This is a genomic window from Aminobacter niigataensis, assembly GCF_014200015.1.
GTDB classification, from domain to species: Bacteria; Pseudomonadota; Alphaproteobacteria; order Rhizobiales; family Rhizobiaceae; genus Aminobacter; species Aminobacter niigataensis.
In genome coordinates, this window is record NZ_JACHOT010000003.1 from 390,484 (window position 1) to 402,286 (window position 11,803).

The window sequence follows — 11,803 nt, forward strand, 5'->3', positions numbered from 1 at the left end:
TGGAATAGGCGGAGGCGGAATGGACGACATGGCGGACACGGTTTCGGAGGCACTGCCGCGCGATTTCGAGGCGCTGAGGGCGCTGATCCTCGACCGCCGCGAAGGCCTGCCCAAGCGCATCGCCCAGGTGGCCGCCTATGCGCTCGACAATCCCGACGAGATCGCCTTCGGCACCGCCGCCAGCATCGCGAATTCGGCCGGGGTGCAGCCCTCGACGCTGATCCGCTTCGCCCAGCATCTCGGCTATGACGGATTCACCAGCCTGCAGCAGGTGTTCCGCGAACGATTGAGGGAGCGGACGACCTCCTATGAAGAGCGGCTGACCGTGGTGCGCGGCGAGGCCGACGACGGCACCAGCAACCGCCGCATCGTCGACGGCTTCCTGGCCGCGGCGAGCAAATCGATCGACGTGATGTCGCGCAATCTCGATGACGAGACGCTGGACCGCGCCATCGACCTGCTGAACGGCGCCGAGACCATCTACATCCTCGCCCGCCGCCGCTCCTACCCCGTCGCCAGCTACATCGCCTATGCGCTCGGCAAGCTCGGCGTGCGCAGCCAGCTGATCGAATCCGCCTCGGGCCTGAGCCCCGAAATCATCTCGTTTGCCAATTCCAGGGATGCGGTGATCGCCATCAGCTTCTCACCCTACGCCTCGGCGACGGTGGAGGAGGCACGGATACTTTCGGCGAACAACGTGCCCGTCATCGCCATCACCGACAGCGCGTTCTCGCCGCTGGCGCAGTTCGCCAAGGTCTGGTTCGAGGTGGCGGAGGCCGATTTCGGCGGCTTCCGCTCGCTGGCCGCGACCATGGCTCTGGCGATGGGACTGACCGTCGGCGTGGCCGAGCTCAGGCGCGGCCGCAAAGGCAAGAAATCAGCCAATTCGAAGGGTTGAACCACCGCCGTGGTGCGCTGGACGCATGGCAGCTTCCCGCTGTCGGCATGCCAGAATGCCCTTGAGGTGGAAAATAGTTGACGCAGGGGCGATAGTGGCTCAATCCCACTGTTAGCCATCTATTGTATGAGAGAGCCCCCATGCCTGCTTATCGTTCGCGCACCACCACCCACGGCCGCAACATGGCGGGCGCGCGTGGCCTATGGCGCGCCACCGGCATGAAGGACACCGATTTCGGCAAGCCGATCATCGCCGTGGTCAACTCCTTCACCCAGTTCGTGCCGGGCCACGTCCACCTCAAGGACCTCGGCCAGCTCGTCGCCCGCGAGATCGAGGCGGCCGGCGGCGTGGCCAAGGAGTTCAACACCATCGCCGTCGACGACGGCATCGCCATGGGCCATGACGGCATGCTCTACTCGCTGCCGAGCCGCGAGATCATCGCCGACAGCGTCGAATACATGGTCAACGCGCATTGCGCCGACGCCATGGTCTGCATCTCCAATTGCGACAAGATCACGCCCGGCATGCTGATGGCCGCCATGCGCCTCAACATCCCGGCGGTGTTCGTTTCCGGCGGCCCGATGGAAGCCGGCAAGGTGGTGCTCGGTGGCAAGAACGTCGCGCTCGACTTGGTCGACGCCATGGTCGCGGCCGCCGACGACAAGGTTTCGGACGAGGACGTCAAGATCATCGAGCGCTCGGCATGCCCGACCTGCGGCTCGTGCTCGGGCATGTTCACCGCCAATTCGATGAACTGCCTGACCGAAGCGCTTGGCCTGTCGCTGCCCGGCAACGGCTCGACGCTGGCGACGCATGCCGACCGCAAGCGCCTGTTCGTCGAAGCCGGCCACCTGATCGTCGACCTCGCACAGCGTTATTACGAGCAGGACGACGAAAGCGTTTTGCCGCGCAATATTGCCTCGAAAGGCGCGTTCGAAAACGCCATGGCGCTAGACATCGCCATGGGCGGGTCGACCAACACCGTGCTGCACATCCTGGCCACGGCACATGAAGGCGAGATCGACTTCGACCAGGACGACATCGACGCGCTGTCGCGCAAGGTGCCGGTGCTGTGCAAGGTGGCTCCGGCCAAGGCCGACGTGCACATGGAAGACGTCCACCGCGCCGGCGGTATTTTTGCCATCCTCGGCCAGCTCGACAAGGCCGGCCTGCTCAACCGCGACCTGCCGACGGTGCACACCGCAACGATCGGCGAAGCCATCGACCATTGGGACACCTCGCGGACCAAGAGCCAGGCAGTGCGCGACTTCTACCTCGCTGCTCCCGGCGGCGTGCCGACGCAGACGGCCTTCAGCCAGGATCGGCGCTGGGACGACCTCGACCTCGACCGGGAAAAGGGCGTCATCCGCTCGGCCGAACATGCCTTCTCCAAGGACGGCGGCCTGGCCATACTCAAGGGCAACATCGCGCGCGACGGCTGCGTGGTGAAGACCGCCGGCGTCGACGAGTCGATCCTGAAATTCTCCGGCCCGGCACGGGTGTTCGAGAGCCAGGACGCTTCCGTCAAGGCGATCCTCGCCAACGAGGTCAAGGCCGGCGACGTGGTGGTGATCCGCTACGAAGGCCCGAAGGGCGGCCCCGGCATGCAGGAGATGCTCTACCCGACGAGCTACCTCAAGTCGAAGGGCCTGGGCAAAGCCTGTGCGCTGCTGACCGACGGCCGCTTCTCGGGCGGCACCTCGGGCCTGTCGATCGGCCACGTCTCGCCTGAGGCGGCAAATGGCGGCACGATCGGGCTGGTGCGCGAGGGCGACATCATCGACATCGACATCCCCAACCGCACCATCAGCCTGCGCGTCGACGAGGCCGAGCTGGCCACACGCCGTGCCGAGCAGGACGCCAAGGGCTGGAAGCCAGTTGAACTGCGCAAGCGCAAGGTGACCAAGGCGCTGAAGGCCTATGCCGCCTTCGCCACCTCGGCCGACCGCGGCGCCGTGCGCGACCTCGGCGACTTCGAGTAAGTCCTGAAAGCAGTATCAAGCAAAGGGCCCGCATCGCGGGCCCTTTTTCGTTTTGGTGGCGGCTATTTTCCTTCTTAAGCATCGCTTCCATGAAGGCGACGCGCAGCATAGGCGTGAGGTCTGCAACAAACTGCTCTAGCCGCTCGCGAGGTGATAGGCGTTGGGCATCGCAGGCCTCTCGACTCCAATGGAATGTAGTGATTTGATCCGCAAGGCGATCAAACCAAGTTATCGCCACAGGAGGGGGAAATGAAGTACGGCGTCTACGCGGCGCCTATTCTTGCGCCGCTCATCCTTTCAGCTTGCGCCTACACACCAAAAGACGTTGCAGATCCACAAGCCATCACGCTGAATGCGGCGTTGAATGACGTCGCGGACAGCCTCAACGACGTAAGAACCAGAACTGCGAATAGAGACAAGTTTGGCCTGCTTGTAGACGAAGTGACGGTCACGTTTAACGTCAACTCAAAAGGCACCAACACAAACAAGTTGGCCCTCAATGTCGCCAATGTCCCGGTCTCGGGTGGCATACTTGGCGCATCAGCAGACAACACGCTTGTCGCCGAGGGCTACCGGGGTAACGTAATCGTTGTAAAATTCAAAAACCTCGCCACAGCGGATCTTAGTAAGGGCGACAAGGACTTCATTGATAAGTGCCTCAGGAACCCAAAGCCTGGCTGCGACGGCGTTGTCATGCGTGAACGCGTTGGGAAGTAGCCGTTCAAGATTGATCAGCTACTGCATCGTCGTCTAACTACGCAGCACACCAAGCCTTCCACGCCATGACAGTTCCGGTGGGCGGGATCGGCGTCAGGTTGGTGGTGACGCGCTCGGCGCCGTCGATTACGGGCGTGTCGGTCAACTGCGGCTCTACTGCGGACGTGCGAACGTCACTATGTCTCCGGTCTCGAAGATCAGGACGCCGCCCTAGTAGCGCTGGTGCAGCCGTTTGACGGTGGCGGACAGTGGCCACGTTTCAACCGTCGCGGGCACCGGCGTCCACTCGTTGTGCGACGTGCCGAGGGTAACGCGCTTCAGCTAGACGTCACCCTGCTTGAACTCGTCCGGCAGTTCGGTCCCAACGCCCTGCACTCGCCGATTGTGTATATCCTGTCGTCCATGACGACCCCTTGTAGGTGCTCCACTAGGTGGAGAGTCAACAACGCGTGACACTGAACTCACTTTGCCTGCGAATGGGAACTTCGCCTGGCGTCGCGGAATTTCCTTCTCAAGCATCGCCCGGAAACGAAATCGCTTGCCTTTGTTCGCAGGGGCCTGCGCCGGTAAATGCGGCCAGATCCGGCGGATGTCCCGACCGGCTGAGATGCGATATGTTCAGCACCCTGCCGAGGGAGACGCCGCCATGAGCCGCCTGCACCCGCCCTTCAGGTCCGTGCTCGAGTTGATCGGCAACACGCCGGTCGTCGAGCTGACGCAATTCGACACCGGGCCCTGCCGGCTGTTCATCAAGCTCGAAAGCCAGAACCCCGGCGGCTCGATCAAGGACCGCATCGCGCTGTCGATGATCGCGGCGGCCGAGCGCGAGGGCAAGCTGAAGCGCGGCGGCACCATCGTCGAGGCGACCGCCGGCAATACCGGGCTGGGGCTGGCGCAAGTCGGCATCCCCAAGGGCTACCGGATCATCCTCGTGGTGCCCGACAAGATGTCGCGCGAGAAGATCCAGCACCTGCGCGCGCTCGGCGCCGAGGTCCGGCTGACGCGCTCGGACGTGGGCAAAGGACATGCCGAATATTACCAGGACATGGCCGAGAAGATCGCCGCCGAGATTCCCGGCTCGTTCTACGTCAACCAGTTCGCCAATCCGGCCAACCCCGAGGCGCATGAGACGACGACCGGACCCGAGATCTGGGACCAGCTCGAAGGCGACGTGGACGCGGTGGTGGTCGGCGTCGGCTCCGGCGGCACGCTGACCGGGCTCGGCCGGTTCTTCGCCAAGGTGTCGCCCAAGACCGAGATGGTGCTGGCCGATCCTGTCGGCTCGGTGCTGGCGCCGCTGATCAAGACCGGCAAGATGGAAGAGGCTGGCAGCTGGACCGTCGAAGGCATCGGCGAGGACTTCGTGCCGCCGAATGCCGACCTGTCGCTGGTGAAGAAGGCCTATTCGGTCAACGACAAGGCAAGCATGCTGGCGGTGCGCGACCTGCTCGCCAAGGAAGGCATCCTGGCCGGCTCGTCGTCGGGCACGCTGCTGTCGGCAGCACTGCGCTACTGCCGCGAGCAGAGGACGCCGAAGCGAGTGGTGACCTTCGTCTGCGACAGCGGCAACAAGTATCTCTCCAAGGTGTTCGACGACTTCTGGCTGGCCGAACAGGGGCTGGCCGAGAAGGAGCAGCATGGCGACCTGAGCGACCTCGTGGCGCGCTCGCATCGCGAAGGCGGCACGGTGTTCGTCGGACCCGAGGACAATTTGCTCACCGCCTATGGCCGGATGCGGCGCGGGGACGTGTCTCAGCTGCCGGTGCTGGAGGACGGCAAGCTCGTCGGCATCATCGACGAGGGCGACATCCTGTCCAAGGTCGATGGTCCCTATGACAGCCGCTGGAACCGTTTCAACGCGCCCGTCTCGACCGCCATGGCGAAGGACCTGCACACGCTGCAGGCCAACCAGACGCTCGATGCACTGCTGCCGATCTTCGACCGCAACGAAGTGGCGATCGTGTTCGACGGCGAAGAATTCGTCGGGCTGATCACCCGGGTCGACCTCATCAACCACCTCAGGCGGACAAAATGACGACACAGAAGAACCGGCTGGCATTTTCGACGCGCACCATCCATGGCGGCCAGAGCCACGACCCGACGACCGGTGCCGTCATGGTGCCGATCTACGCGACGTCGACCTACGGCCAGCAGAGCCCGGGCGTGCACAAGGGTTTTGAGTACGCCCGCAGCCAGAACCCGACGCGTTTTGCCTTCGAGCGAGCGATCGCCGACCTTGAAAGCGGCTCCGCCGGCTTCGCTTTCGCCTCCGGGCTGGCGGCGATCGGCACGGTGTTCGAACTGCTGGATAGCGGCGCGCATATCGTCGCCACCGACGACATCTATGGCGGCACGTTCCGGCTGCTGGAACGGGTGCGCAAACGCTCGGCCGGGCTGCAAGTGACGTTCGTCGACTTCACCGACCTTGCCGCCGTCGAGGCCGCGATCCGGCCGGAAACCAAGATGCTGTGGGTCGAGACACCGACCAACCCGCTGCTGCGCGTCGTCGACCTCGAAGGTGTGGCGGCTCTCGCCAAGCGCAAGGGCGTGCTTTCGGTCGCCGACAACACCTTCTGCAGCCCCTATCTGCAGCGGCCGCTGGAGCTCGGCATCGACATCGTCGTGCACTCGACGACCAAATATCTCAACGGCCATTCCGACATGGTCGGCGGCTGCGTGGTGGTGGGCGACAACAAGGACCTGCGCGACCAGCTGAAGTTCCTGCAGAACGCCATCGGCGCGATCTCGGGGCCGTTCGACAGCTTCCTCGCCCTGCGCGGCATCAAGACGCTGGCGCTGCGCATGGAGCGCCATTCGCAGAACGGGGCCAAGATCGCTCGCTGGCTGGAGGGTCGCAAGGACGTGCCCCGGGTGATCTATCCCGGTCTCGAAAGCCACCCACAGCACGCCATCGCCAAGGCGCAGATGTTTCATTTCGGCGGCATGATCACGGCCGAACTCGACCGCGATCTCGCCGGCACCAAGCGCTTCCTCGAACGCACCCAGCTGTTCACGCTGGCCGAAAGCCTCGGCGGGGTGGAGAGCCTGATCGAGCACCCGGCGCTGATGACGCATGGCTCGATCCCGGCGGAAAAGCGCGCCGAGATCGGCATCTCGGATTCGCTGGTGCGGCTGTCGGCCGGCATCGAGGACGGCGACGACCTGATCGCCGACCTGGAGCAGGCGCTGGCGGGGTGAGCCAGCAAGGCGCTTGGGCGGCAAGTACCCCCACCCCTTACCCTCCCCACAAGGGGGAGGGGGATTCTGCGGCACCGCAGCCACCAGATCTTTGACACATCGAACAAAGCGCCGACCTAATTCCTGGCTCGGACGGCAGGAGATCGCTCCGACGGCGGCAAACCTGGTCCCCTCCCCCTTGTGGGGAGGGGTTAGGGGTGGGGGTAGCTTCAAACTGGCCGTAGCCGACCTCAGGCGCTCTCGAAACCCACCAAAAACTTGCTGAGCAGTGCCCCGAGCACGGCGCGCTCCTCGGGGGCAAGCATTTCGACGATGCGCGACTGCGTCGCCACGTGGTCGGTGACGGCCGCGTCGATGGTGGCGAAACCCTTTTCAGTCAGCGAGACAATGAAGCTGCGGCGATCGTCGGGGTTGAGCCGGCGCTCGACCAGCCCTGCCTTTTCCAGCTGGTCGACGCGGTTGGTCATGGTGCCGGAGGTGATCATCATCGTTGCGGAGAGATCGCCCGGCGACAGCGCATAGGGCGCGCCGGAGCGGCGCAGCGTCGCCAGCACGTCGAAGCTGGCATAGTTCAGTCCGTGGGCGGCGAAGGTCTTTTCCATCTCGCGGCCGAGGTGCTGGGAGACCCGGTTGAGGCGGCCGATCAGCCCCATGGGCGCGACGTCGAGGTCGGGCCGTTCGCGGTTCCACTGGGCAAGAATGTCGTCGACGCGATCCATGGCCAAGCTTTCGGGAAAAAATCTCTTGACGTCAAGAGAACTTATATTATCTTGACGTCAAGATTATTGATGTGGAGATAAACCACCCATGTCCCGCAACTCCGACCTGCTGCTGACGGCCATCGCCCCCGCCATCTGGGGCAGCACCTATATCGTGACGACCGAGTTCCTTCCGGCAGGCTATCCGCTGACGGTGGCGATGCTGCGCGCGCTGCCCGCGGGTCTCCTGTTGTTGCTCCTGGTGCGCCAGCTGCCACAGGGCATCTGGTGGGCGCGCGTGCTGGTGCTCGGCGCGCTCAACTTCTCTGTTTTCTGGTGGCTGCTGTTCGTCGCCGCCTATCGCCTGCCCGGCGGCGTGGCGGCAACGGTCGGCGCGATCCAGCCGCTGATTGTCATCCTGCTCGCCCGCACCCTGCTCGGCTCGCCGATCCGCCCGCTGGCGATCATCGCTGCCATTGCCGGCATGGCCGGCGTGGCGCTGCTGATCCTGACGCCGAATGCGGCGCTCGATCCGATCGGCATCGCGGCAGGACTTGCCGGCGCCGTGTCGATGGCGGCTGGCACCGTGCTCAGCCGGCGCTGGCAGCCGCCTGTCACACCGCTGACCTTCACCGCATGGCAGCTGACGGCAGGCGGCCTGTTGCTTCTACCAATAGCGCTGTTGCAGGAGCCTTCGCTGCCACCGCTGACGACCGCCAACCTGCTCGGCCTCGCCTGGCTCGGCCTGATCGGTGCGGCCTTGACCTACATCCTGTGGTTCCGCGGTATCGCCAAGCTGGAACCGTCAGTGGTGTCGCCGCTCGGCTTCCTCAGCCCGATGACCGCCGTGATGCTCGGCTGGTCGGTGCTCGGCCAGTCGTTGAGCGCAGCGCAGATCCTCGGCATGATCGTCGTGCTCGGCAGCGTCTGGCTCAGCCAGCGCGCCCAGCAGGCCAAGCCCGCCCCGGACCAAACTCGCCACCGCCTGACGGTCAGTCGCGCCCGGCCCAGGGCACCAGCCTGCGCTCCACAAAGCGCAGGCCAAGTTCGAGCACGAAGGCCACCGCTGCGATGACCAGGATGCCCATGACGACGACGTCGGTGACAAGGAACTGCGCCGCCGACTGGATCATGAAGCCGAGGCCGCGCGTTGCCGCCACCAGTTCGGCGGCGACCAGCGTGGTCCAGCCGGCGCCGAGCGCGATGCGCAGGCCGGTGAGGATCGACGGCAACGCGCTGGGCAGCACGACGAAGCGGATGACCTGCCGGCGCGTCGCGCCGAGCGAGCGGGCCGCACTGAGACGATCCTGCTGGACGTTGCGTACGCCCGAGGCGGTGGACAGCGCAATCGGCGCCACCATGGCAATAGCGATGACCAGCACCTTGGCGGACTCGCCGATGCCGAACCAGATGATGATCAGCGGCAGGTAGGCGAGCGGCGGGATCGGCCGAAGGAACTCGAGCACGGGATCGAAGATGCCGCGGCCGACGCGGCTCGCGCCGATGGCGAGCCCGATCGGAATGCCGACTAACGTTGCCGCCACCAGTGCTGCCAAGACGCGCCCCAGCGAAGCGAGCAGATGCTGGGCAAGCGTCGCGTCGATGAACCCCTGGGAGGCCACCGTCCAGAACTTGGCCAACACATCCTGCGGCGGCGGCAGGAACAACGGCGCGACCAGCCCGAGCCTGGTAACAAGAGTCCATGCCAGGAGGGCTGCCAGGATGGTGATGGCGCTGATGGTGCGCGACGACAGCTCGCGGCGGGGTGTATCGCTGCGCGGCCAGAGCACCGTCGCGCGTTCAGGTTCGGCCAGGTCGCGCCGGCCGCGTTCGGCCTGCAGCAGGGTCATGCCGGCTCTCCCTCGAAAATCGCGTCGGCAAGCTCGGCCCGGGCTGTGGTGAAGGCCGGATCGGCCTTGATCGAGCGGACGGGCTCGCCGGCGGCATAGCGCCGGCTGAAGCCGGCCTCGAAGCTCAGCGCAATGCGGCCGGGATCAGGCGCCATGACGACGACGCGGGTGCCGAGCAGCAGCGCTTCCTCGATGCCGTGCGTGACCATCAGCACGCCGAGATTGCCCGGCGCCCAGATGTCGAGCAGCAGCGTCTGCATGCGCTCGCGCGTCAGCGCATCAAGCGCGCCGAGCGGCTCGTCCATCAGCAGGAAGTCGGGCTCGGCGGCGAGCGCGCGGGCAAGGCCGACGCGCTGGCGCATGCCGCCCGACATCTCCCAAACCGGCTTGTCGCCGAGGCCGTCGAGCCGGACGCGCCTGAGCAGTTCGTTGGCGAGGGCGTGGCGCTGCCGCTCACCGATGCCGCGCACTCTCAGCGCGAAAGCGACGTTGTCGCGCGCCGAGAACCAGGGAAACAGCGCGTCGCTCTGGAAGACGACGGCGCGGTCGGCCCCTGGCCCCTCGATCGGCCGGCCGTCGACCGAGACCTCGCCGTGCTCGGGCACAACCAGGCCCGCGGCGGCGTTAAGCAAGGTCGACTTGCCGCAGCCGGAACGTCCGGTGAGCACGACGAACTCGCCCTGGCCGACGGAGAGCGATGCACCCTCGACCGCCGGCCGAGGCTGCCCGGAATAGCGCACGGCGATGTTGCTGAGCGTAAGCGTCGACATCGTTGGGTCTCCTGGAAAAGGGGATGCCCCGGCCGGGAGGAGCCGGCCGGGGTCTGTGCCCACGCGGGAGGACGCGGGCCGGCTGGCGCCTCAGTTGGAGGCGAGCGCCTCGGTGACGTATTTCGACGTCACGTATTTCGAATAGTCAGGCTGAACGGCGTCGATCTTGCCCTGCTCCTTGAGGAAAGCCGAGGTCGCCGCGACCGCCTTGACCGTGTCGCCGCCGAGGAACTTGACCGAGGCCTGTTCTTCCAGCGTCGGGAAGACGTAGCCCTTGAGCAGAGCCGACACTTCCTCGACCTTGGCACCGGTCAGGCGGGCGATCTTCTCGGCCTGCGGCGAGCCCTTATCCCAGGCTTCCGGCTTGGCGAGGAATTCGGCATAGGCCGCACCGGTCACCTTGACGAAGTCGCGCACGGCGGCCGGGTTCTTCTCGGCGAAGTCGGCGCGGACGATCCAGGCGTCGAAGGTCGGCGCGCCCCATTCGGCGACCTTCGCCGAGTCGAGCACGACCTTGCCCGAGGTCTTGATCTGGCCGAGCGCCGGATCCCAGACGTAAGCCGCGTCGATGTCGCCGCGCTGCCAGGCGGCGGCGATTTCCGGCGGGCGCAGATTGAGGATTTCGACCGACTTGGGATCGACGCCCTCGTGTTTGAGGGCGGCAAGCAGGCTGTAGTGCGTGGTCGAGACGAAGGGCACGGCGACCTTCCTGCCGGCGAGATCGGCGGCCTTCTCGATGCCTGCACCGTCGCGGGCGACGAGTGCTTCGGATTCGCCGATCAGGCCGACGACAAAGATGGTCTCGATCGGCAGCTGGCGGCTGGCGGCAGCGGCCAGCGGGCTCGAGCCGACATAGCCGATGTCGACCGCGCCGGATGCGATGGCGGCAATGACATCGGCGCCGGAATCGAACTTGCGCCAGTCGATGCTGGCCTTGGTGGCAGCCTCATAGGCGCCATCGGCTTGCGGCACTTTCGAGGGCTCGACCACTGTCTGGTAGGCGATGGTGATCTTGAGGTCCTCGGCATGGAGAGAGCCGACGGACGGCGCAATAGACAGAGCGGCAACGGTGGCGAGCAAGGCACGGCGCGTGAAATCTGACATGGGCTTCCCCCTCGGGGTTGAATGACGATGCCCATTCAGAATGATAAAATCTACAAACTCTGTAGAGTTAATTTATACTGCAAAACCCGGCCGGCGAGGAAATGTCCTGCCCGTCTTTGCGGCATACAGGGGCGGTGCCGTTCGCCGTGCGGCGAACGGGCGGCGCCGGAAACATGGCAAGTGGGTCAGACCAGGATGCCGATCTCCTCGGCAGCAGCGACGAGTGCCTGCCGCGCCGCCTTGTGCGAGCGGGTGCCGGCGAGCGCCGCCGAGACCGTCTCGACCGCCTCGCGGTAGAGCGGGCCGCTGCGCTTGGCGTGCGGCCAATCAACCAGCGCCTCGTAGGCACCCTTGACGGTCGTGACCTCGCGTTGGGTGCTTTCCGGTCCGATGCGAATCGAAACCGGACTGTCAAAGAGCATGCGATCCATAAGGGCCTCCGACGTCCATTCCTTGAGCATCCGATCTCCCCAAACCGGCTCCCCACTTCGGGTCCGATGCTCTGCAACCCCTTTCAACGCACCGGAATCGCTCGGGTTCCGTGTCCAAATCCGGCAAACATCACACCCGTGTTACCCTCCGCAAA

11 protein-coding genes are annotated in these 11,803 nt (G+C 65.3%); 6 read left to right on the plus strand and 5 right to left on the minus strand.

The window, feature by feature from the left end:
- Positions 1-19 precede the first annotated feature (19 nt).
- From GGQ99_RS14900 to GGQ99_RS14925, 5 genes are all read left to right on the plus strand, one after another.
- Positions 20-898 carry a MurR/RpiR family transcriptional regulator gene (locus GGQ99_RS14900; RefSeq protein WP_183263130.1) on the plus strand — a complete coding sequence of 293 codons (879 nt, stop codon included), beginning with the start codon at positions 20-22 and terminating at the stop codon, positions 896-898.
- Positions 899-1,038: 140 nt separating this feature from the next.
- Positions 1,039-2,880, plus strand: coding sequence for a dihydroxy-acid dehydratase (gene ilvD / locus GGQ99_RS14905; protein WP_108605853.1), 1,842 nt, complete (start codon positions 1,039-1,041; stop codon positions 2,878-2,880).
- A 249-nt stretch (positions 2,881-3,129) separates the two neighbouring features.
- The gene (locus GGQ99_RS14910; RefSeq protein WP_183263131.1) at positions 3,130-3,597 is read left to right on the plus strand and encodes a hypothetical protein; all 468 of its coding nucleotides are present in this window, start codon (positions 3,130-3,132) and stop codon (positions 3,595-3,597) included.
- A 646-nt stretch (positions 3,598-4,243) separates the two neighbouring features.
- A complete protein-coding gene (locus GGQ99_RS14920; RefSeq protein ID WP_183263132.1) occupies positions 4,244-5,632 on the plus strand; it encodes a pyridoxal-phosphate dependent enzyme in 1,389 nt (462 codons plus the stop codon).
- The gene (locus tag GGQ99_RS14925; RefSeq protein WP_183263133.1) at positions 5,629-6,795 is read left to right on the plus strand and encodes a trans-sulfuration enzyme family protein; all 1,167 of its coding nucleotides are present in this window, start codon (positions 5,629-5,631) and stop codon (positions 6,793-6,795) included. The genes GGQ99_RS14920 and GGQ99_RS14925 overlap by 4 nt, the downstream gene beginning before the upstream one ends.
- 230 nt (positions 6,796-7,025) lie before the next feature.
- Here the strand turns inward: GGQ99_RS14925 and GGQ99_RS14930 are convergent, their stop codons facing one another.
- Positions 7,026-7,514, minus strand: coding sequence for a MarR family winged helix-turn-helix transcriptional regulator (locus GGQ99_RS14930; protein ID WP_183263134.1), 489 nt, complete (start codon positions 7,512-7,514; stop codon positions 7,026-7,028).
- A gap of 88 nt (positions 7,515-7,602) precedes the next feature.
- Here GGQ99_RS14930 and GGQ99_RS14935 point away from each other — a divergent pair, with 88 nt between their 5' ends.
- Entirely contained in the window at positions 7,603-8,568 is a 966-nt protein-coding gene (locus GGQ99_RS14935; protein ID WP_246389598.1) for an EamA family transporter, read from the plus strand.
- Here the strand turns inward: GGQ99_RS14935 and tauC are convergent.
- The 4 genes from tauC to GGQ99_RS14955 all read right to left on the minus strand — a co-directional run bounded on the left by tauC (position 8,486) and on the right by GGQ99_RS14955 (position 11,648).
- Positions 8,486-9,343, minus strand: coding sequence for a taurine ABC transporter permease TauC (gene tauC / locus GGQ99_RS14940; protein WP_210307886.1), 858 nt, complete (start codon positions 9,341-9,343; stop codon positions 8,486-8,488). The two genes, GGQ99_RS14935 and tauC, sit on opposite strands and share 83 nt — an antisense overlap.
- A complete protein-coding gene (locus GGQ99_RS14945; protein WP_183263135.1) occupies positions 9,340-10,113 on the minus strand; it encodes a taurine ABC transporter ATP-binding protein in 774 nt (257 codons plus the stop codon). Before GGQ99_RS14945 ends, tauC begins: the two co-directional genes overlap by 4 nt.
- A 90-nt stretch (positions 10,114-10,203) precedes the next feature.
- Positions 10,204-11,217, minus strand: a complete 1,014-nt coding sequence (gene tauA / locus GGQ99_RS14950; protein WP_183263136.1) for a taurine ABC transporter substrate-binding protein — start codon at positions 11,215-11,217, stop codon at positions 10,204-10,206.
- Between the two features lie 185 nt (positions 11,218-11,402).
- Positions 11,403-11,648, minus strand: a complete 246-nt coding sequence (locus GGQ99_RS14955; protein ID WP_183263137.1) for a DUF982 domain-containing protein — start codon at positions 11,646-11,648, stop codon at positions 11,403-11,405.
- Between the last annotated feature and the right edge of the window lie 155 nt (positions 11,649-11,803).